This is a genomic window from Saprospiraceae bacterium (genome assembly GCA_016714025.1).
GTDB lineage: Bacteria > Bacteroidota > Bacteroidia > Chitinophagales > Saprospiraceae > Vicinibacter.
Window position 1 is genome coordinate 1,496,629 of record JADJOB010000002.1, and the last position, 22,356, is coordinate 1,518,984.

General features: G+C 36.1%; 21 protein-coding genes. 14 read left to right on the plus strand and 7 right to left on the minus strand.

Annotated features, from left to right (window positions below):
• The first annotated feature begins 2 nt into the window (after positions 1 to 2).
• The gene (locus tag IPJ80_09190) at positions 3 to 1,133 is read left to right on the plus strand and encodes an NAD(P)-binding domain-containing protein (protein ID MBK7913658.1); all 1,131 of its coding nucleotides are present in this window, start codon (positions 3 to 5) and stop codon (positions 1,131 to 1,133) included.
• Positions 1,134 to 1,409: 276 nt separating this feature from the next.
• Positions 1,410 to 2,660 (plus strand): PQQ-binding-like beta-propeller repeat protein, encoded by a 1,251-nt coding sequence (locus tag IPJ80_09195; protein ID MBK7913659.1) that lies wholly within the window; start codon positions 1,410 to 1,412, stop codon positions 2,658 to 2,660.
• Between the two features lie 27 nt (positions 2,661 to 2,687).
• Here the strand turns inward: IPJ80_09195 and IPJ80_09200 are convergent, their stop codons facing one another.
• The gene (locus IPJ80_09200; protein ID MBK7913660.1) at positions 2,688 to 3,482 is read right to left on the minus strand and encodes a hypothetical protein; all 795 of its coding nucleotides are present in this window, start codon (positions 3,480 to 3,482) and stop codon (positions 2,688 to 2,690) included.
• 160 nt (positions 3,483 to 3,642) lie between these two features.
• On the opposite strand from IPJ80_09200, the gene paaI reads away from it, so the two are divergent.
• On the plus strand, positions 3,643 to 4,062 hold the full coding sequence (paaI, locus tag IPJ80_09205; GenBank protein MBK7913661.1) for a hydroxyphenylacetyl-CoA thioesterase PaaI: 420 nt from the start codon (positions 3,643 to 3,645) through the stop codon (positions 4,060 to 4,062).
• A 51-nt stretch (positions 4,063 to 4,113) separates the two neighbouring features.
• Here paaI and IPJ80_09210 read toward each other — a convergent pair whose 3' ends face one another.
• The 3 genes from IPJ80_09210 to IPJ80_09220 all read right to left on the minus strand — a co-directional run bounded on the left by IPJ80_09210 (position 4,114) and on the right by IPJ80_09220 (position 5,702).
• Positions 4,114 to 4,527: a DUF1761 domain-containing protein gene (locus IPJ80_09210; protein ID MBK7913662.1), complete on the minus strand. Its 414-nt coding sequence runs from the start codon at positions 4,525 to 4,527 to the stop codon at positions 4,114 to 4,116.
• A 32-nt stretch (positions 4,528 to 4,559) separates the two neighbouring features.
• A complete protein-coding gene (locus IPJ80_09215; GenBank protein ID MBK7913663.1) occupies positions 4,560 to 4,973 on the minus strand; it encodes a hypothetical protein in 414 nt (137 codons plus the stop codon).
• A gap of 138 nt (positions 4,974 to 5,111) precedes the next feature.
• Positions 5,112 to 5,702 carry a YceI family protein gene (locus tag IPJ80_09220; protein ID MBK7913664.1) on the minus strand — a complete coding sequence of 197 codons (591 nt, stop codon included), beginning with the start codon at positions 5,700 to 5,702 and terminating at the stop codon, positions 5,112 to 5,114.
• Positions 5,703 to 6,117: 415 nt separating this feature from the next.
• Here IPJ80_09220 and IPJ80_09225 point away from each other — a divergent pair, with 415 nt between their 5' ends.
• From IPJ80_09225 to paaZ, 5 genes are all read left to right on the plus strand, one after another.
• On the plus strand, positions 6,118 to 6,453 hold the full coding sequence (locus IPJ80_09225; protein ID MBK7913665.1) for a carboxymuconolactone decarboxylase family protein: 336 nt from the start codon (positions 6,118 to 6,120) through the stop codon (positions 6,451 to 6,453).
• Between the two features lie 19 nt (positions 6,454 to 6,472).
• A complete protein-coding gene (gene arsS / locus IPJ80_09230; protein ID MBK7913666.1) occupies positions 6,473 to 7,510 on the plus strand; it encodes an arsenosugar biosynthesis radical SAM protein ArsS in 1,038 nt (345 codons plus the stop codon).
• A 143-nt stretch (positions 7,511 to 7,653) separates the two neighbouring features.
• The gene (locus IPJ80_09235; GenBank protein MBK7913667.1) at positions 7,654 to 8,862 is read left to right on the plus strand and encodes an acetyl-CoA C-acyltransferase; all 1,209 of its coding nucleotides are present in this window, start codon (positions 7,654 to 7,656) and stop codon (positions 8,860 to 8,862) included.
• Positions 8,863 to 9,007: 145 nt separating this feature from the next.
• Positions 9,008 to 9,466, plus strand: coding sequence for a hypothetical protein (locus tag IPJ80_09240; protein MBK7913668.1), 459 nt, complete (start codon positions 9,008 to 9,010; stop codon positions 9,464 to 9,466).
• 11 nt (positions 9,467 to 9,477) lie between these two features.
• A complete protein-coding gene (gene paaZ, locus IPJ80_09245) occupies positions 9,478 to 11,559 on the plus strand; it encodes a phenylacetic acid degradation bifunctional protein PaaZ (GenBank protein MBK7913669.1) in 2,082 nt (693 codons plus the stop codon).
• A 3-nt stretch (positions 11,560 to 11,562) separates the two neighbouring features.
• Here the strand turns inward: paaZ and IPJ80_09250 are convergent, their stop codons facing one another.
• Positions 11,563 to 12,438 (minus strand): helix-turn-helix transcriptional regulator, encoded by an 876-nt coding sequence (locus IPJ80_09250; protein ID MBK7913670.1) that lies wholly within the window; start codon positions 12,436 to 12,438, stop codon positions 11,563 to 11,565.
• A gap of 153 nt (positions 12,439 to 12,591) precedes the next feature.
• Here IPJ80_09250 and IPJ80_09255 point away from each other — a divergent pair, with 153 nt between their 5' ends.
• Positions 12,592 to 14,733: a TonB-dependent receptor gene (locus IPJ80_09255; protein MBK7913671.1), complete on the plus strand. Its 2,142-nt coding sequence runs from the start codon at positions 12,592 to 12,594 to the stop codon at positions 14,731 to 14,733.
• 4 nt (positions 14,734 to 14,737) lie between these two features.
• Complete coding sequence (locus IPJ80_09260; GenBank protein MBK7913672.1) at positions 14,738 to 15,355, plus strand: HmuY family protein; 618 nt, start codon at positions 14,738 to 14,740, stop codon at positions 15,353 to 15,355.
• Between the two features lie 65 nt (positions 15,356 to 15,420).
• Here IPJ80_09260 and IPJ80_09265 read toward each other — a convergent pair whose 3' ends face one another.
• Positions 15,421 to 16,362, minus strand: coding sequence for a DUF3179 domain-containing protein (locus IPJ80_09265; protein ID MBK7913673.1), 942 nt, complete (start codon positions 16,360 to 16,362; stop codon positions 15,421 to 15,423).
• A 243-nt stretch (positions 16,363 to 16,605) separates the two neighbouring features.
• Positions 16,606 to 17,328, minus strand: a complete 723-nt coding sequence (locus IPJ80_09270; GenBank protein ID MBK7913674.1) for a hypothetical protein — start codon at positions 17,326 to 17,328, stop codon at positions 16,606 to 16,608.
• Between the two features lie 130 nt (positions 17,329 to 17,458).
• On the opposite strand from IPJ80_09270, the gene IPJ80_09275 reads away from it, so the two are divergent.
• The 4 genes from IPJ80_09275 to galE all read left to right on the plus strand — a co-directional run bounded on the left by IPJ80_09275 (position 17,459) and on the right by galE (position 22,356).
• The gene (locus IPJ80_09275; GenBank protein MBK7913675.1) at positions 17,459 to 18,523 is read left to right on the plus strand and encodes a hypothetical protein; all 1,065 of its coding nucleotides are present in this window, start codon (positions 17,459 to 17,461) and stop codon (positions 18,521 to 18,523) included.
• An 86-nt stretch (positions 18,524 to 18,609) separates the two neighbouring features.
• Positions 18,610 to 19,440 carry an SPFH domain-containing protein gene (locus tag IPJ80_09280; protein ID MBK7913676.1) on the plus strand — a complete coding sequence of 277 codons (831 nt, stop codon included), beginning with the start codon at positions 18,610 to 18,612 and terminating at the stop codon, positions 19,438 to 19,440.
• 67 nt (positions 19,441 to 19,507) lie between these two features.
• Positions 19,508 to 21,334 (plus strand): excinuclease ABC subunit C, encoded by a 1,827-nt coding sequence (locus IPJ80_09285; protein MBK7913677.1) that lies wholly within the window; start codon positions 19,508 to 19,510, stop codon positions 21,332 to 21,334.
• The gene (gene galE, locus IPJ80_09290; GenBank protein MBK7913678.1) at positions 21,331 to 22,356 is read left to right on the plus strand and encodes a UDP-glucose 4-epimerase GalE; all 1,026 of its coding nucleotides are present in this window, start codon (positions 21,331 to 21,333) and stop codon (positions 22,354 to 22,356) included. The genes IPJ80_09285 and galE overlap by 4 nt, the downstream gene beginning before the upstream one ends.

A 22,356-nucleotide genomic window follows, 5' to 3' on the forward strand; every position in this document is an offset into this window, starting at 1 on the left:
TCATGAAAACATTTAAAATAGGAGTCATAGGTGCAGGTACCATGGGCATTGGAATTGCTCAACTTGCAGCACAATCTGGTCATGAAGTGATCTTGTATGATGAAATGGAGTCAGCCATGCAAGCTGCACAAAAAAAATTACAAGAGGTATGTAATAAGCTGGTAGAGAAATCCAAATTAACTCCACAGGAAGCTGTGGCGATCATGGGTCGGCTTTATTTTGTCAACCAGTTGCAAGCTTTTGAATCCTGTCATTTAATTATTGAAGCCATCGTTGAAAATTTACAAGTCAAAAAAAGTTTATATTCAAAGCTGGAATCGGTTGTTTCAACAGAATGCATACTTGCAAGCAATACCTCTTCATTGAGTATTTCAGCATTGGCCGCAGCGTGCAACAATTCATCGCGCGTTATTGGACTGCATTTTTTTAACCCGGTACCATTAATGCCATTGGTTGAAATCATTCCGGCTGTTCAAACCAATCGGATTCATGTAGATTCATTGCAATCTCTCATGGAGTCCTGGTCAAAATGGCCGGTAGTGGCAAAGGACACACCCGGTTTTATTGTAAACCGTATAGCGCGTCCGTATTATTCAGAAGCGATACGTATCTACGAAGAAGGCTTTGCAGATTTTGCCAGCATTGATTATGCCATGACCAGTATTTATGGTTTTAAAATGGGACCTTTTGCGCTGATGGATTTTATTGGCAACGATATAAATTATGCGGTGACCCATTCTGTTTGGGAGTCTTGTTTTTTTGAAAGCCGATACAAACCTTCATTTACGCAACGCAATTTAGTGGCTGCAAATTGGTTGGGAAAAAAAACAGGGAAAGGGTATTATGATTATTCAAAAGAATTGCCAGTGCCCAATGCAAGCGACCCTGAATTAATTAAAAATATTGCCTGGCGTATTTTAGTCATTCTGATCAATGAAGCCTACGATGCTTTGTATTATAAATTGGCAAGCTATCAGGATATTGAAGCGGCTATGACCAAGGGCGTCAATTATCCAAAAGGCTTATTGTCCTGGGGCGAAGAAATTGGAAAACAACATTGTATTGATACCATGAATCGCTTGTATTTGAATTATAAGGAAGAGCGATACAGACCCAGTCAGGGACTTTTGTAATTGGATTGTTTGTCTTATATTGCATGTATAAATTAATATCAAATTACTGAATTAGTTATTTTTGGACAAATTGATCAGTCTGATGCAGTGGTACCAGCACAATCGGCGCAAAATTTTCCTGGATGTACCAATCGAAGAGAAATGCTAAAAAGCAACCACCAACAAATGAGAAATGATTCAAATACAAAATTACGAATGGATGAGTTGTTGTATGGAGAAATTGGAACTGGTATGCAAGTTTATGATTCATTTTTTCAAACACCTCGAAAATAAGAAATGAAATTGAATTTATTTCTATTTGTGGTTGTTTTGTTTTCAAACTGTAGCGATGATATTGTAATTCCGGATTTACCGCCAGTTGTTCCAAAAGATACTCTTGTTATAAAATGGAAGCAATTATTGTCTGATGATTTTATTTCACGATACAATTCAAAACCATTAATAAAAGATGACCAGGTAATTTCATCAAAATACGATTTACTCTCAACTGAAATTGAACCAATCTATGCATTTAATAAGCACACAGGAGCCATAAATTGGGTCTGGAATGACTATTTATTTCCTGAGAATGGGGAAGATGTTCGCTGGTGTCAATCATTCTCCAATTCAATTTATTGTTGTTCTATGGAGGCTTTTTATACTATTGATTGGCAAACAGGGCAAACGGTTAAAAATTTTCATTTAAAGTCGCAACGTGATCTTTTTGGTAATGTTTATGGAGGGTATGTATTTGATAATATGGCTTTCCCAATAGGAAGATTTACAGATCCTGGTGAGACAAGAATTTACAACTCCCAAATTTATTCTTTAAATTTAGAAAATCTATCCCTGTTTCCGATCATTAAATTTCAGGTAGATAGTTTTGGGGACCCTTTATTGATAGCACCTGAAATTTACAAAAATAGGGATGGGCATATTTTATTAATTGGCAGATGCTGGCGACGTGAAACCAAAAGTTATTGGATTAGCAGAATAAATATCTTCTGTTATAACTACACTCTTAATAAGTATGAGTGGCAACTGGATTCAATCGAAGATGTAAAGCACGATCGTACGACCAAAACAATAGACGACAGAATTTATTACCAGGTTGCGTATGGGGTTTATTGTCTGGATTTGAAGACTGGAGCGATAATTTGGAAGTATCTTTTTAATGACAAGGCATTTGTTAGATCAGATCTATTAATAGCTGATTCAAAAATATTTTTAAGTTCTTCAAGTTCTGGTCATGTATTTGCATTGGATCAATATACTGGAAAGTTAATTTGGTCCAATACCAAGAATGAAGAAACCGGTGCGGGATCAAATGGAAAATTGACCTATTATAAAAACAGGTTATATTATTCAGATGGAAGGATCTTTATTTTAGATGCATCAACCGGAAAACTGTTACATAAGTACAGTTCACCAAATTATAATAAATTGTATGACGATCCGCTGATATCAGATATCACAATTGATGAGCAGACGGATTTGATGTATTTTGCAGATGGTTACTTTATGATGTGCGCAGAGTTGCCAAAGTAAGAATAATCCAAGCCAAGTACAATTTAATTATTCCTTATAAAACAGTGATTTTGTTCCGTTGCTACTGGTAATCAGCATTGCGCCATTTTCTATATAATATTTTCCGAGATGGACAGTATTGGTTTTGCCATCTTCGATAGAAACCAGATACAGTTGATTGGAAACATTGTACCAAAATACATTGGGCAATGCCTGAAATCCACCTTCACTTTGTCCTAAATAATTGGATCCACTCAAATTTGTTTGCGATCCTCCATCGGCTACTGCGCCGTTGCTGTAAAGGATTAATTTTTGACTTGAACTTGCACCCATATAAGTATCTCCAAATCCGGAATTGTATTGTTCTTCTTTTCTCCAAATTCCGCTTAGTTCAGGATGATGTTGAGCATCTTTTGGAAATTTAAAATTTATGGACTGGTTGCCTTGGCTTGAATTTGAATGAGCAGGTGGCTTAGCATCAGATGCTTGTTGATCTCGTATCAAGTTAAATACCAGAGGTTCTGTCATTCCAATTTCTGCTAAAAATAAAGAGACGATTAATTGATGTGATTCCAACTTTGCGCTAAATTGAAAATCAAGTCCCATGGATACCTCAGTTGCGAATCCTACTAATTGAGATTCTTTTAATTCAGCTTTGATGTTGAATTTTTGTTGGCTGTCTTCCATAGCTCCTTGATACTGATTGGCAGAAACAAGTTGCAAATTGAGCTTAACCTGATCTCCATTGACCTGTCCTGAATACATTCCATTATAGGATGTTTGAGAAAAAACATTCACAAAATAGCAGGTGGTTAATAGTAAAAAGCAAGTTGTTTTTTTCATGTGAACGAAGTACTTAATCAAAGTTAAACAATTAAATCTGAATTAAGAATTTGAGCAATTGTAAATGCTAGGGTATTGTATTATTATAACTTCAAGGGGTTTTAGGTCCGGATTTTATAAATGATCCATTCATTGATTACTTTTGAATAAAATTGATGGCATGAATTCAAAATCCAGAGTAACGGAAATTGTGGATCAGATGTATTTTAATGATCCTTTTAGTTTGTGGTTGGGGATTGAGCGAATTGAAGAGGGCTTGGGGTATGCAAAAGTTCGGATGAAGGTTCGCAAAGAAATGTTGAACGGATTTGGGGTCGCACACGGCGGGATTAGTTTTTCATTAGCAGACAGTGCTTTTGCATTTGCCTGCAACAGCCATGGTAAGCATGCGGTATCGATAGAGTGTTCGGTAAATCATGTTCGGCCTATTTTTGAAGGAGACGAATTAACTGCAGAAGCCAAGGAAGTATCGAGAACCAAAACTTTGGGAAATTACGATGTAGTAGTTCGCAATCAAAAGGAGGTCATAGTGGCTTTATTTAAAGGACTAGTTTTTGTAAAGGATACCGAATGGAAATAAAAAAACCGTTGAAGCGAACTCCAACGGTTTATAAAAAATGTGATTATTCAATTAAGATCTTCCCAACCACCAGCCGACAAGTCCGGCAGAAATGGCCCACATGATGGTAGAAATCATGACATCTAAAAGGGCTCCGCTCATTTGCATGCAATTGGTTGTACCGTACATCAGCATGTCCCAACCAAATGAAAAAAGAAAGCCAATAATAGCTCCCGCTTTAGCTCCTCCCATAAAGGTGGTGATGCCTGCCCAACTGCTCCACATAAAAGCAACCAGGTAGCCAATGACTAGATTACCTACAATCAATGCCCACCAAACCATTTCACTGTCTGCTCGCATTACATTGGTTGCTGAACCAGCCATTCCAGCCAAGGCTTCTTTAAATAGGATTCCATAAAATAGCCATCCTAAAAGGAAAGACGATAAACCGCCAATAACTGCGGCAATTATAATTTTTGAATTCATAATCGTTTGTTTGTAATTAAAAAATTAAGAAATTAAGATCTGCCAAGCCACCAACCAATTACAGCACCGGCAGACGCAGACATAAAAATTGAAATTGGAACATCCATAAAGATGCCATTGAGCTCCATCATATTGCTGGTTGCATACATAATCAGGTCGTATCCAATTGCAAACAAAGCTCCAACCGTAGCTGCAGCTTTGGCACCACCTGCCCAGCTGGTTACACCTGCCCAGTTACCAAGAATGTAAGCCATTCCTAAACCCGTTGCAATATTGCCTAAGGCAATTGCCCAAAGAAGCATATCATCATGCCCTCTCATGACACCGGTGGCGGAACCCATAGAGCTGTTCATAGCATCTTTCAGTAAGACCCCATAAATCAACCATCCCAGGAGGAAATAACATACCCCGCCCAGTAGGCCAGAAATCAATGTTTTTGTGTTCATAAATTTTTTGTTTTGTTTGAAAAAAACGTTTTGTCATTTCAAATATACGAAATGTTTGATATGAAGGTCAAGTATGAACATAAAAAAACCGCTGCAAATAATTGCAGCGGTTTATATATTATAAAATAATTTAATTTGTTATTTCTTGGTAACAAGCTTTACATTGATATCAAATTCATCAAAAATGGTTTTGTCCCCCAGGTTTTCAAAAAAGGATCCTGAACCATATTTTACGTTGTAATCAGCACGGTCAATTTTTATTTCTGCATTCGCAATTTTGCTGCCATTTTCTTCTTTAACTGTTGCAGAAAATTTAATAGGTTTTGCAGTTCCTTTAATGGTTAAATCACCAGATATTTTATAAAGATCTTTCCCTTGGTGAATTGCTTGAGTAATTACAAATTTTGCAGTTGGATGATTCGCAGTACCAAAAAAGTCATCGCTTTTTAAATGTCCGACTAATTTATCTGCATATTCTCCAGTTAAATCCGAACAGGTAATACTGGTCATGTCAATTTCAAAATTTCCACCAACAAGTTTGGTATTATCAAATTTCAATTCACCAGATTTCATTTGAATGGATCCCTGGTGTTTTCCTGAAACTTTATAACCTGTCCAGGATACAGAAGATTGTTGTAAATCCACTTTATGTGATACAACGGCCGGTTTAAAACCAGATTGAACCAAAAATAGGGTTCCTAAAAAGCATAGTAAAGTCATTTGTTTCATTGCAATTAATTTAAGTTTTTTATTTAATGTAAGTAAATGTATTTTTCATTCAAATTGTTTCAACGATTTAATAAGCTAATTTCATTTTAACACCATTTTAACTAGTACACAATTAACATGATCTGCATGCTAACTCAGCTATAATGGGTATGCAATTAAAATGTTCTATGTATTATGTTAAAAGCTTCATTGTCCTGCTTGAAACAGGAATTTTAAAGGATGAATTGGTTAGTTTAATTTTTATTTTGGATCCTTGTATGAGATCTCAATTTTTAAAATGGTAACGATTCCAGTACAACATCCGGCAGGTTTTATTAATTTAACTAAGTCGATTGATTTTAAAGGCTGTATTCATTAATTGTTCCCTTATAAATATAGTGCAGGATTCAATTATATTTGCAGCAAATTAATTAAAATGAGCAATCACTATTACAACGCAGCTGATTTATCCAAATTTGGAAATATAGGAGAATTTAAAAAGGATCTTGCTGACAAATTTTTTTCCTGGTATGGAGATGTATTTAATGAAGGGGCTTTAACGGTTCGTGAAAAATCATTGATTGCATTGGCAGTAGCTCATGCGGTCCAATGTCCGTATTGTATCGATGCATATAGTACAGATGCCTATGAAAAAGGATATAGTGAAGCACAAATGATGGAGGCCGTGCATGTTGCAGCCGCTATCCGTGGAGGTGCTTCTTTGGTTCACGGAGTTCAGATGATGAATAAAGTGAAAGAAATCAGTATGTAATTAGTAGGGCATTCAAAGTATGAAAAGTTTAAAAGCAATGCATCATGCATTGGCAGATTCAGGGTATCAGATTAATTTATTAGAACATGAAGCGAATTTAATTCCCTTCACTCAAAAATTGATTGAGTCTAATCTCTATCCATTGCGTCCAAAAAATCTGGAAATCTTTCAGATTAATATTGGTAAAATGTGTAATCAAACCTGTAAACATTGTCACGTAGATGCAGGTCCGGATCGTAAGGAGATCATGACGCAGAGCACCATGGAAGCTTGTTTGAAAATTTTGCAAGCAAATAAGCTGTTTACTACAGTTGATTTAACCGGTGGGGCTCCGGAAATGAATCCGCACTTCCGTTGGTTTGTAGAACAAATCAAAGCACTTGGGATTCATGTGATGGTTCGATGTAATTTAACCATTCTTCGCGCCAATAAGAAGTATCATGATTTACCTGATTTTTATAAATCAAATCAGGTGGAAGTGATTTCTTCATTGCCTTTTTATTCTAAGGATCGTACCGACAAACAACGGGGAGATGGAGTTTTTGAAGATTCCATTGCAGCTTTACAAATGTTAAATAATGTTGGTTATGGACTGCCAGACAGTGGACTGATTTTAAATTTAGTTTATAATCCTTCCGGAGCATTTTTACCAGCTGATCAATCCATTCTTGAAAAAGAATTTAAACAAAGTTTACAACGGGATTTTAATATAGTTTTCAATCAGTTGTATACAATTACCAACATGCCTATCAGCAGGTATCTGGATTATTTATTGGTAAGTGGAAATTATGAAAACTATATGAATAAACTCATTCAATCATACAATCCGGTTGCAGCATCAAATGTCATGTGCAGAAATACCTTGAGTATTGGATGGGATGGATACATTTATGATTGTGATTTTAACCAAATGCTGGATTTGAAAGTACTGGGAACTTCTCAACACATCAATGATTTTAATGCTGAAGAGCTGTTGCACCGTGAGATTGTAGTCAACCAACATTGTTTTGGATGCACTGCAGGTTCCGGCAGCAGCTGTGGCGGAACCCTTGCTTAATCTAAGCTGGGATTTGACCTGCATAAACCTTCTCACGAGCATATTGTTTTGCTGTCTGTATGGACAATCCGGTTAGTATAAATTCGCTAATTTTGTCTAACAATTGCTCCGATTTTTTATAATATATTATATAATTATTTAATATGAACGAATGTTACCTTGTCAATGGCATCCGCACACCCATTGGTAAATTTGGCGGAAGTTTGGCAAACATTCGTACAGATGATTTAGCAGCACTTCCCCTTAAATGGTTGCTAGAATTGAATCCAACTTTGGATCCAATGCTCGTTGATGATGTATTAATGGGTTGCGCCAACCAGGCGGGTGAAGATAACCGCAACATTGCCCGGATGGCCTTATTACTGGCTGGTTTACCCTGGAGCGTTCCTGGAGAAACTGTCAATCGATTGTGTGCTTCAGGTTTGGCAGCTGCGGTTAATGGCTTTCATGCAATACGGTCTCATGAAGCAGAGTTGATTATTGCCGGGGGAGTCGAAAACATGACACGGGGTCCATGGGTTATTTCAAAAACATCCACTCCTTTTGGAAGAGATGCTGAAATGGCAGACAGCAGCTTTGGGTGGCGGTTTATTAATTCCAAAATGAAAGCCCTTTATGGTACAGAAGCGATGGGGGAAACTGCAGAAAATCTGGCAAAAAAGTATTTAATATCGAGAGAGGCTCAAGATACGTTTGCATTTCACAGTCAGCAAAAAGCGTTTGCGTCACAACAGTCCGGTCGTTTAGAAAAAGAAATTCATCCAATTGAGTTGCATTCCAAAAATGGTAATGTTTCGATATTCGACAAAGATGAATTTATAAAAGGATCAACAAGTATAGAAACACTCTCTAATTTAAAACCTGCATTCGATAAATTGAATGGAACGGTAACTGCCGGTAATGCATCCGGCTTGAATGATGGTGCAGCAGCCATCTTGCTGGCATCCGAAAAAGCAATACAACAAAATCAACTGAAACCATTAGCTCGCATTGTTTCTTCTGGTGTCAGCGGAGTCGAACCATCTATTATGGGCATCGGACCGGTACCTGCAAGTGCAATCGCACTAAAAAGGGCAGGATTAAGATTGGATGACATGGATCTTATTGAATTAAATGAAGCCTTTGCAGCACAAGTTTTATCTTGTCTAAAAGAATGGAACATGGAATGGAATGATCCTCGCTTAAATCCGAATGGGGGCGCAATAGCCCTTGGACATCCTTTGGGTATGTCGGGTGCGCGTTTGTTGTATTCAGCAGCCATTGAATTGCATGTGCAGCAAAAGAAATTTGCATTGGTTACCATGTGTATTGGAGTTGGACAGGGATATGCTTGTGTGTTGGAAAGAGTTTGATCAATTACGAATTGCGAATTACGAATTATGAATTACGAATTACAAATTACGAATTGCGAATTTTTAGTTCAGTGTATAATGATTTGTTTATGAAATTCTAATTTTTTTTTTTTTTTAATACTTAGTTTTTGTTTTAAGACTTGACATGAAAGAAAATTTTCTTAAAAATGAATACCTTCCTTTGATCCGGAGTTTAAATCCAAACAGCAATCGGAAATGGGGAAAAATGAATGTGCATCAAATGATCGAACATATGACCCAGGCATTTCGAATGGGAAATGGAAGGGATATTTATACCAGCATACTTACTCCGGATGAACGAATTTTAAAAGCGCAGGCTTTTGTTATTTCGGATCTGCCTTTTAAAGAAAATACAAAAAACATTTTACTTCCAGATGAACCACTCCCAGTTGAAAAGCAAGTATTGGAGGAAAGTATTGCTGAACTAGAAACAGAAGTAAATCATTTTTTTGAAACCTGGTCAAAGAATCCTCAAGGTATTATTAGAAATCCATTTTTTGGAGATCTTGATTACGAACATTGGGTAGGACTACTTTACAAACATGCTTGGCATCACTTAAATCAATTTGGCATTACACAATAACTAAATAATCTATGAGTAAACTACAAAGTTTTGCATTAGGATCCTGGATTGAAGGCGATGGAGATGGTCAAATTTTATTAAATGCAATCAATGGCGAACCCATTGCATCGGTATCGAGTAAAGGACTTGATTTTTCAGCCATGCTTCATTATGCCAGATCTCAAGGCGGTCCAGCATTGCGAGCCATGAGCTTTCAGGAAAGAGGCAGAATGTTAAAGGCATTGGCTTTATATCTTTCTGAACGGAAATTAAATTATTATCCGCTTAGTTATAAAACAGGTGCAACCAAAACAGATAGTTGGATAGATATCGATGGAGGAATCGGTACTTTATTTGCATATTCAAGTCTTCGAAGAAAATTTCCCAACCAATCTTTTTATGTAGATGGTGAAATGGCTGGTTTATCTAAAAACGGCAGCTTTATTGGGCAACACATTATGGTACCCAAGGAAGGGGTTGCAATTCATATCAATGCATTCAACTTTCCTGTCTGGGGTATGCTGGAAAAAATTTCTGTCAATTTGTTAGCAGGAGTTCCGGCAGTTGTAAAACCAGCAACCATCACAACATTTTTAGCAGAAGCAGTTGTTAAAGATATCATAGCATCCGGCATCTTACCTGCTGGTGCTTTGCAATTGATTTGTGGATCCGCGCATTCAATTTTAGATTCAGTTTCCAATCAGGATGTAGTAACCTTTACAGGTTCGGCGAGTACAGGACGTATGCTTAAATCGCATCCACAAATTCTAAATGAATCGGTCCCTTTTAATATGGAAGCGGATTCATTGAATGCGTGTGTTTTAGGTTTGGATGCAGCACCTGGTTCCGCAAATTTTGATTTATTTATCAAGGAAGTCCATCGGGAAATGACTGCAAAGTGTGGTCAGAAATGTACCGCCATTCGACGAATTATTGTACCTCAACAATGGATTGCGGAAGTTCAAACTGCCTTGTCACAACGATTGCAAAAAACCATCATTGGAAATCCGGAATCAGAAGAAGTACGCATGGGTTCATTGGCAGGAATTGCCCAATTGAATGAAGTAAAAGAACGGGTAGCTCAGTTAAGTGAATTTTCTAAAATAGTATACGGAACTTTAGATTTTCCAGAAATTATTGGAACAGATTCTAAAGCCGGTGCATTTATGTCTCCCATCCTTTTATTAAATGAATATCCATTTAAAAATTTAATATCTCATGAACTGGAAGCATTTGGACCAGTGAGTACGATATTAGGATATAATACAACAGAAGAGGCAGTAGCAATTTCTAAGTTGGGTAAGGGTTCATTAGTTTCATCCATTGTTACAAACGATCCTAAAATTGCAAGTGAATATGCACTTCATGCAGGAAGCCATCATGGCAGGATTTTAATTCTTAACGAACGATGTGCAAAAGAGAGTACAGGTCACGGTTCCCCAATGCCTTTGTTAATGCATGGCGGACCGGGCCGCGCTGGAGGTGGTGAAGAAATGGGTGGTATTCGCGGAGTAAAGCATTACATGCAACGTGTGGCTTTGCAAGGTTCACCAGAAATGTTGACAGCGATTACTCAAGTATATCAACAAGGTGCCATTGCAAATCAAACTCCAATCCATCTTTTTAGAAAATATTTTGAAGAATTGCAAGTTGGAGATCAACTGATTACTGCAAATCATACCGTTTCGGAAGCTGATATTACCAATTTCGCAAACGTTAGTGGGGATAACTTTTATGCACACATGGATGCAACTTCTTTGGAAGGAACTTTATTTACGGGCAGAGTAGCACACGGGTATTTTATTTTATCCAAAGCAGCTGGTTTGTTTGTCGATGCAAAAAAAGGTCCGGTATTATTGAATTACGGAATTGATGAATGTCGATTTACAAAACCGGTTTATCCGGGCATGACCATCGGTGTAAAGTTGACCGTAAAAGAAAAAGTAGATCAGGATAATACAATTAAAATTCCTGCGAAAAACGAATCAGATATTCAGGAAGAAGTGAAGTGCGGAATTGTCCGTTGGTTAGTTGAAGTGATCGATCAGTCAAATGAAACGGTAGCGATTGCTACTATTTTAACAATGGTTAAGAAACAACAACAAGGAATTTAGATTTCAGGAATTACTGCTTAGCTTTTTTGGTGTCACTCCAAATTGTTTTTTAAATGCTTCTATAAAATGGCTGGTATTGCTATACCCAATTTCAAAAGCTGCTTCTTGAACCTGGTAATTGCCGGAGCTTAATAATTGTTTAGCTAATTCTAATTTATGAGCCATCAGAAAATGATAGGGACCTTGTCCATAAATTTCTTTAAATCCGGTTTTTAATTGAAATTCATTTAGCTGAACTTGCTTAGCAAGTTCAGGAATTGTAGGTGGTTTACGATAATTTTTTATTAAAATTTCTTTCGCAGCTTTAATTTTTCGCACAGTGGTCTCATTTTTTAGAAACGGACAATTTTCAGTAGTTTGTGTTTTTTCAGAATAGAGTAAACTGAATATTTCCAGTATTTTAGCTTGAAAAAATAAGCGACTGTAATTTTGCAACTTACTTTTTTGTAACACCTGGTTAAGTACAACCATTAATTCTGCCGGTGCGTCTTTTTCTTCATAGGATTTAGAATGAGTAAAGGAAGGATTAAAAATAGGGGCTGCCTGAGTTTCCGGACTGTAGAGCTGGTGTAACTTTTGAAGGCTTAAATGCAACCAAATGATTGATGAAGGGGATAAACATTCAAAACTGCATTCTAATTCTTTATCAGGATTGTAAATGATAAATATCTTTTCTGGCTCAAGTTTGCGGCTATAAAATGGACTAAATCTAAAATTAATCGGAATATTCAAGCTGAAAAAAAAATGAACCCGGAGTTTACTTAATTGATGCGATTCAATTTGAAATTCAGGACTTAAATCTATTACGGCTAGTTGCAAATCGGGTTCGTCAAAACAAGGTTGTGTATTTCCGATCTGGGTATTTTTTTTATGGGGCATGACAGGATATTTAACAAGCAAATCGTTAAAATAAAGCTGTTTGGCCATATTTTAGGTTCAAATTGACAAAATAATGACCGAATTAATGCTCTAAGATATAACGTTTTGGGGTAGGCTTTATTCTGAAAGGGGTATTTTTAATTTCGTTCCTGTATGACTTTTGTGGTCCGAATGAGATTCTTGACCATTTTAAGCCTGATTTTCCTATTACATAAGCTAAGCGCACAATCGGATAGCATTCAGCTCAATGAGGTGATAATTACGGCTACCAAAACCGAGCGGAGCATTGGTACAGTCCCGATGCCGGTTTCTGTTATTAAAGCAAAATCGATCAGCTTGAGTGGATCAAGCCGCCTGCAAGATATTCTCAACGAGCAAAGTGGATTAAATGTAGTTGCTCAAATCAATGGTTTTGGGAATGGCATTCAAATGCAAGGTCTGAATCCTGATTACACCATGATTTTGTTGGATGGTGAACCGATTATCGGCAGACTTACTGGTAATCTTGAATTAAATCGGATCACTTTGGCCAATGTAAAAAAAATTGAAATTATCAAGGGTCCAAGCTCAAGCTTATATGGCTCAGAAGCCTTGGGAGGTGTTATCAATATTATTACTAAATCACCCTTGCAGAGTCAATTGGAATTGGGTTTGAAGTATGCCACAAACAATACGATCGATGCATCAATAAATACCAATTGGAATCATTCCAATTTAAATGTCAGTTTATTTGGAAACCATTATCGAACTGCTGGATTTGATTTTCACCCTGATATATATGGACAAACTGTGTCGCCTTATTCTAATTCCACCTTACAGTTTCAGATTAAACAGGACTGGAATGGGAAACATCTTTTATTGCTGAATACAAAAGCTTTTAGAGAAAATCAGGAAAACAACTACCAGGTTGTCAATGCTTCAGATTCAATCCGGGTCTTTGGGAAAACGCAAATCAATGACTACAGCATTTCACCACAATACAAATTGAAAATTGGAGAACGTGCATTTGTAAACCTTACAAGCTATGGTAGCATTTATCAAGCATACACTTATTTAAATCAAAATGTTAGTGGACTTGCATACTACACAGATAGTTTTGAACAACGATTGTTTAAACCGGAAATTCAGGCAAGTTGTTTTTTTAATGCTGCTCATAAATATACCATAGGCGCTGGTCTAGCTTATGAAGGAGTAAAAACCAACCGATATGATGACGATAAATTCCGGACTCAATTAACCAATTATTTATACATACAGCATGAATTCAGTTGGCGAAATAAAGTCGAATGGGTAAATGGAATTCGTTATGATATGAATCCTGTTTATGGGAATCAATGGAGTCCGAAAACAGCCATTCAATGGACAGTGTTTCCGGAATTAAAACTTAAAACTTCTTTTGGAACCGGATTTAAATCACCTGATTTTAGATATTTATATCTGAACTTCAGAAATGCTGCTGCAGGATATTTTGTATACGGCACCAGTGAGTTAAAATCTGAATTGGAATTATTAGACCAAAAAGGTGAAATTCAACAATACCTCTATGATGTCAATTTAATAGGTAAGCTCTTTCCTGAAAAATCAATTGCAGTTAATCTGGGAGCACAATATGATTTTCATTCTAAAGCTCAATTTGAAATAAATTTATTCAGAAATGATTTAAAGAATTTGATTGAAACACAAGCAGTGGCGATAACAAAAGATCTTAAGACAATTTACTCGTACTCAAACATTAAAAAAGCATATACGCAAGGAATTGAAGCCAGTATTCGATTTAAACTTAAAGATTGTATCCAGACTGAAGTAAATTCTCAGATTTTATTTGCGAAAGACAAAGAAGTTTTAAAAGCGATTGAGGACGGTCTTGTTTTTGGTAGGGATCCTGTAACAAAAGTAAGTTATCTAATTTCAAAATCTGATTATTTCGGTTTGTATAATCGATCCAGACATACAGAGTCGATTAAATTATTTTACGAAAATTCTAAATCAAACTGGAATGCTTCATTTAGGCTTATTTATAAAAGTAAATTTGGAATTTCAAATACCGCTGGGAGCGTTCAGGGAAATGTAAGACCTTCTTCAGATGCAAATTCAAATGCGATATTAGATCGCTTCGACCATTTTGTTTCTGGTTATTTTCTCTGCAATATTTCCATTTCAAAACTTCTTTATTCTAAATTGAAATTCCAGCTTGGTGCTGACAATTTATTTAATTATAAAGATCCAGACCGAATTCCAAATTTATTTGGACGCAATTTGTATATCACTATTAATTATAAACTTATAAAAAAATGAAATTATGAAAACATGGTATTTATTACTAGGAATTGGAATCATAAGCAGCCTGCTTTCATGCAGTGATGATGATCCAATTACAGGAGTTAACATTAAAACTGTAAATATTAACAATCTGGCTGCAGATCCGGTAATCTATGATCCAATTACCGGCAAAACATCCCCTGGAACGGATCAATTTACCTTATTTCGATTTTCTGATAGTTCGATAGTGTCTCATGCTGATAGTGCCACTACGAAATGGGATATTGGTTTTAAATCTACTACGATTATTGTCAATAGTAAAATAAGTGGACCAGGATCTGCAAGTGCTTTTATTGCAAATGGACTATTTAATGAATTAAAAGAAGTACCAAAGGACAGTATTTTTAAGGAGGATGTATCAGCAACTGAATTAGCAATTGGAAAAGCCTGGCAAAGCTATGATCCCATCAATTTTATAGTCTCTCCGATTCCAGGTAAAATTATAGTAATTAAAACCAATGATAATAAATTTGTAAAGATGGAAATATTGAGTTTCTATAAAGATGCACCAGCTGTACCAAATTATCAAAGAGACCCGGCTCGTTATTATTCCTTTAGGTATGTCATACAAAAGGATGGCAGTAAAAAATTTGAATAGATCGAAATCTGGTTATATAGAAAGCCCGAAACTAGTTTTCGGGCTTTTTTATTTAATTACCTGTTTTAATAAATTTGAGAATTTGAATGAAAGGTCCGCCAGCTATGCCAAAATTCCTGGTATGCAGGCAAGGATATTAGATTTTTGAAGGTATCAGTTTCCGGACAATCGATGCAATTTCCATTTAAACTATAGCGAAACTGATCCAGAAAGATGGTGTCTTGTTTAAGGCTGATATTTTTAAATTCGAACGGGACTTCAAAAGCAAAATAATCTGTATTTGATGTTGTCAATGTGATAAAGCAATTTTGCCCACCTAAATTAAACACAATTTGTTTTTCGTGTTGCAGGCGATTCCAATCAATTGCCAGGTGTTCATTATTTTTTGAGATACCAATGACCCAGGATTTTTCTCCCCAGGAGCTTGTATCCGTCTTGGTTAAAGAACCTTTTGACTTTCCTTGTTCAAATAAAGCCAGACTATCATAGCTTGAATTAAAAGCAGGATCCGCTTGCATGATTTTACTGTCAGGATATAATGTCAACCATTGAGCTAAACTGAGTTGGGTACTCGGAAAAAGATCCAGCATTTGTCCTTTCAATGGCCCGGTAATTGCTTCGCCATTTTCTTGTCGCCACCAGCTGCCGGTTTTTGAATCTTCAAACATTGCATTAAACTGATCCATTCCAACCAGCCGAAAGGTTTCCGTTTGCCCATTAACTTTTGGTATAAAAACTCTCCCGGAGCGACATACGGAACAATAACTAATTAATACATCCTGTCCATTAATTTGATCACGAACCTGATGATGATATGCTAAAAATGAAATCGGATATGCTTTAGCTTCTTGACCTTGTTGGATTCCAATAATTTGACGAGTTAATGGAATTTTATTTTCTGAAGAATTTTTTAAGATGAGTTGATTTGGTTGGTAAAACATGGTATCAGCCATCATTTGTGTTTGTATGAAAGCGATTGAAAAAATCACCAACATAAGAAATAGCATGCTTTTTATTTTGGCCTGTTGATATGCATAATGCAGATTTAGTAAAATTAACAAGCAACAAATACTTCGAATTAGCCATCTATTTTGATGTAATCCATAAGCAATATCAACGGTTTGAAATTTCTGACTACCAGGAAGTGGCATTATAAAATAGACTCGCAAGAATTCAAACAGAAGGAGGGCTAGCAAACTAAAGTAATACCACTTTAACGATTTCATATTGAATTGAAGCACTGGAAATTTTTAAAATAGATATTGGTTTCCATCTGGAAGCTCAAATCCTAGGAGTCCCTGAGCTGAATAAAAGATTTTGTATTTTTCATTGATCTCATAATTTGAATAAACATGTTGTAAATTTTTACCTGCAACGATCAATTCAGTATCAAATGCAAAATTCGATTTAAATAAATTGGAAATTCCCCGGTCTAAAACTGGAAACTTTAAAGTATGCACATTTTCTCCAGGCAGCGTGCCATTATTTATTACCAGACTAATTTCTAAAATGTCGGCCATTTTGAGTTGCTCTAATTGGCTGTTTTTTTCATCTAAGAAGACATATAATGTAATGTGTATTTCACGAATCGCTAACCATGCTGTCTGGTTGATTAATTTGCATTGATATACCTTGCTTGAATAAAATACCTGGTTGGTTTTTAAAGAATCTTCGTAACAAGGGATTTCAAAGAATGAGCGTTCACTTTTGGAAATTATTGGGAAACTATCTACTTTAAAAGTACAGCTTGGTCCGGTTTGGGAACTGGCAAGCAAAATTTGACCGGTATGATAAGGGATCCATTGGGTGCTAACTTCTGCTGGTTCCAGCGACTCCAATTCATAATGCCGGGAGCAGGGTTCAAATTCAGTTTCTGGAGCATTGCAGTTTGTTATAATCAATATGCTAAGGCCAAGAAAAAGCAAATTGATCAGGCCTATTGAACAATCCAGTCTGTAGAATTGAATTTTCAAAAAATAAAATTTATTTAAATGGTTGATTTACATTGAATTAGAATATAAAAACGGGTTTTGTTAACGGCTCTCAAAGAAAAGAATGAAATTAATAAAACTTAGGAATTTTGTGATCTTAAATAAAAGTCTAATGAAATTCAATACAGTTTTAGTTTTAATGGTATTTGGAAGTCTGTTTTATTTACTGGGTTGTAAATCTGAACCGAAAGCATTGCCAGAGCAAGCACAAGCAGCCCAGGCTATTCCAGACGAAAATCTTTCCGGATCAACCTATGCAGTAACCCTGGATGGAAAACCTTTAAAGGAATTGCCGGAACCAGATTCTATTAAAGCACAGAACAAAGCGAAATTGGATGCAAGCCGAAATTTTTATCTGGGCCATTTGGATGATGTGAAGTCTTATGTTTCTTATGGCGCCCAAAATTTAAAATGCGGTTATGTTGAAAATGCCATTCAGGTTTTGAGTAAAGGCATCGAACAGTTTTCAAATACAGCGGATCTGTATTTATATCGAGGCATTGCTTTTGTTCAAGGAAGGCAATTTGGTTCTGCTGTAAATGATTTTTGGAAAGCAGGAAAAGCGGTTGAAGGACAAAAAGATGTGAAAGGGATGCTCGAAAAAACTGAGATTGAGAAAAAAATTAATGCAGGCATGCATTATGAAATATATAAGTGGATGGGATTGGCATTTCAATGCCAAAATGATTTTCCAAATGCTGAAAAAATGTTTGAAGTCTGTGGCGATTTTTCAAATAATTCGGATTTGTATTGCATGGCTTATTACTGGCAATATCAGGCCTATAGCCGATCTGGCAGAGCACAGGATGCAAAAAATATATTGGAATCAGCAGATCCAAAGATGTTTATTATGCCTGTTACCAAGCCCTATTTAGATGCATTGTTATATCTTAAAGGAAGCATCAAAGAGTCGGAATTAGTAAATCTTGACCAACTTCCAACAACTTCTGAAGAAGCAATGGCCTGGACTGTTAAAGCCTATGCAATCGCACTTAAAGCGGAATTGGCAGGAACTCAGGATAAACAAATTCGCGTCCTTGAAAAAATTGAAAGCAGTCCGTTTTGGAATCAAATGGCTTACATAGCGGCAGAAGCCGATTTACATCGTTTAAAAGGCTTTAAATATGAAGAAATGAAAGCCAAAGAACTTAAATCAAACGGTAAAAGGAACCAATAATTCTATTGGTGTGTTAAATAATATACTGGCCAACATGCCAGAATGTATTTGTTTAACTATTTATTGACCGTTTAATACAAAAACACATGGATGAAAAAGTGTTTAAACCAATTTCAGGTTGGTTTATATTAATGTTATCATTGGTAATTGTAATATTAATTGTTCTGGTAGAAGATCCGATTTTTAAAATTATTTCAGGATTTGTCCTTGCTCTGGTTTTACTTGGTTTTATTATAGTAAATCCAAACAATTCCAAAGTGATGACCCTTTTTGGAAAATATGTTGGTTCTATCAAGCAAGATGGATTTTATTGGGCCAATCCGTTTTTTCTAAAAAGAAATCTATCACTTCGCGCACGAAATTTTGAAAGTGATCGCTTAAAAGTGAATGATAAACGCGGGAATCCCATTCAAATTGGGGTTATCTTGGTTTGGAAAGTAAGGAATACATTTAAAGCGCAATTTGAAGTTGAAGATTATCTGCATTTCGTAAAAGTGCAAACAGATGCAGCGGTTCGGAAACTTGCAGGAAGTTTTTCCTACGATCATGTGGATGACCATAAGGAAATTACCCTGCGATCAGAAGAAAGTGAAGTAAATAGAGTTTTGGAAAAAGAACTTCATGAAAGGCTGGAAATAGCTGGCATTGAAGTTTTGGAAGCTAGAATTGGCTATCTGGCTTATGCTCCGGAAATTGCAGCCGCAATGCTTAAAAGACAACAAGCAGAGGCAATCGTATCAGCCCGATACAAAATAGTTGAAGGTGCTATTGGGATGGTAGATGGAGCTTTAAAGCAATTGTCGGATAAAGGAATTGTCAAAATGGACGACCATGAAAAAGTGAAACTGGTCAGTAATCTCATGGTGGTGTTGTGCTCAGATAAAGAAACCGTTCCGATCGTTGAGGCAACTGCCTAATTAAGTTATTAAGGATCAAGATATTCAAAGCTTCTAAAGCCTGCAGTTTTGGATTATTTTTGCATTCGTGACTTTAGATGACTTTAAATTGATTCTTGATATCATTCCCAAAGATCCCGGGGTTTATCGCTTTATGGGAGCTAAAGAGGAAATCCTTTATGTAGGGAAAGCAAAGAATCTAAGAAATCGTCTCAATTCCTATTTTGGCGAAAAGAAATACATACTGGCAAAAACCAAGGCATTGGTTCGCAAAGCCAAATCAATTGAATTTACAATTACAGACTCAGAACAAGATGCTCTATTATTAGAAAATTCTTTAATCAAAACCCACCAGCCCCGGTATAACGTAATGCTGAAGGATGGGAAAACCTACACCTACATTTGTATAAAAAAGGAAGATTTTCCAAGAGTATTTTTTACACGAAGATTGATAAAAGATGGTTCGGTTTATTTTGGACCCTATGCGTCTAAATATAAAGCTGAGATTATTTTGGATTTGATCAAAACGCTTTTTCCACTTAGAACCTGTAATTTAAATTTAAGTCCTGTTGCCTTATCCAAAAATCAATATAAAGTTTGTTTGGAATACCATATTAAAAACTGCCTTGGCCCTTGCCAACATTTTGAATCTGTTGAGGATTACAAGCTTAAAATTGACCAGATTAAAAATATACTCAAGGGACACTTGAAAAAAGTTAAAGAATTTTTACTCTCCCAGATGAATGGATTTGCAGAGAATATGGAATTTGAAAAAGCACATCAATGTAAAATTAAATTAAATGCATTTGAAGATTATCAGGGAAAGTCAACCGTTGTAAGTACTTCCATTAAAGATGTAGATGTGTTTTCTATTGCATATGATGATCAGGAGGCTTATATCCATTTTTTAAAAGTAATTGATGGTGCAGTAATCCATACGTATACACTTGAGGCAACTAAAAATTGTGATGAGGACCCTGCTCAGATTTTAGCCTTGGCTATACCGGAGCTGCGGGATAAATTTGATAGCCAGGCTCCGGAAATTATTGTTCCGTTTCATGTATACATCCCTGATGACAAAACTGAAATTACTGTACCTAAATCAGGTGATAAGAAAAAATTATTGGAATTATCGATTAGTAATATTCAATATTACCAACTTCAAAAGAAAAAGGAACGGATGAACCATGGAACCAAAATGCTACCTCATGAGCGCATTTTGAAGACCTTGCAGGAAGAATTGCAATTAAAAGAACTTCCGATCCATATAGAATGTTTTGATAATTCCAATATTCAGGGATCAAATCCTGTGGCTGCATGTGTTGTGTTTAGAAATGCCAAACCTCACAAAAAGGATTACAGGCATTTTAATATCAAAAGTGTCGTTGGACCAAATGATTTTGCATCCATGGAGGAGGTTGTTTACCGTCGGTACAAACGATTGCAGGATGAAGGACAAAGTTTTCCGCAGTTAATCATTATTGATGGTGGGAAAGGTCAGTTATCTTCAGCTATGAAATCCATTGAGGCATTGGGATTGCAAAAACAACTGGCCATTATCGGTATTGCAAAAAAATTGGAAGAGATTTATTTCCCAAATGACCCAATACCATTGCACATCAATAAAAAAAGTGAATCACTCAAGTTAATCCAGCAATTGCGAAATGAAGCGCATCGTTTTGGTTTGAATTTCCATAGAAATCAACGATCAAAGAATTTTATAAAAACTGAGTTGCTAAATATTAAAGGGGTTGGGACCAAAACAGCGCAAAAGATATTGACAAAGTTTGGCTCGATTCAAGGTTTGAAGGATGCAGAGAAAGATGAATTACTTAATTTGGTTGGCCCCGAGATCACAAAGAAAGTTTTAGATTATTTTGATCAGTCTGTTTTGGAATTTAAAAATGAGGAATGAGCACTAAAGTAAAAATAGCAGTTACGGGTGGATGTGGGTATATCGGAAGTCATGCAATCATTGATCTGTTGAATTCCGGATATGATGTAATTTCAGTTGACTCATTGTTAAATAGTTCGGAATCTGTTTTGGATGGAATTCAAAAAATTACAGGTAAACGTATTATTAATTACAGAATAGACCTGTCTGTTGAAGATTCCTGGCTCGAGTTAGCTTCTAAAGAGAAAAACATTCAGGGAATTATTCATTTTGCTGCATTAAAGGCAGTGGGTGAATCGGTTCAACATCCATTGACTTATTATAAAAACAATGTAGGTGGATTGATAGAAGTTTTAAAATGGATGAAATTTGCAGGCATCCCATATCTAATTTATTCGTCATCATGCACGGTGTACGGTCAAACAAACGATTTACCTGTTACTGAATCAACTGTTTTCGGTGAAGCAACTTCACCTTATGGAAGGACTAAACAAATTGGTGAATGGATGTTACAGGATTTGTTTACTGGTCCTGATCAAAAAGCGATTTCACTTAGGTATTTCAATCCAGCTGGGGCACATGAATCCGCTTTAATTGGAGAAGCACCTACAAATCCGGCATTAAATCTGGTTCCGGTAATTACAGAAACCGCTATTGGAAAGCGTGATCAATTAATAGTTCATGGAACAAATTATGATACACCGGATGGAACTTGTATCCGGGATTATATTCATGTAATGGATTTGGCAAATGCACATACTAAAGCGTTAAATTATTTAATGAATCATTCAGATAGTTTGCCTTTTAATGCATTTAATCTTGGGATTGGGAAAGGTCATAGCGTGCTGGAAATGATCCATTCCTTTGAATTGTTGAGTGGTGTTAAATTAAATTATAAGATTGGCCCAAGAAGACCTGGGGATGCTGAAAGTATTTATGCAGATAACACAAAAGCAATTCAGTTATTGGATTGGAAACCTACAAGAAACCTTGAAATGATTCTTGAATCTGCCTGGAATTGGGAAAAAAACAGAATATCCTGA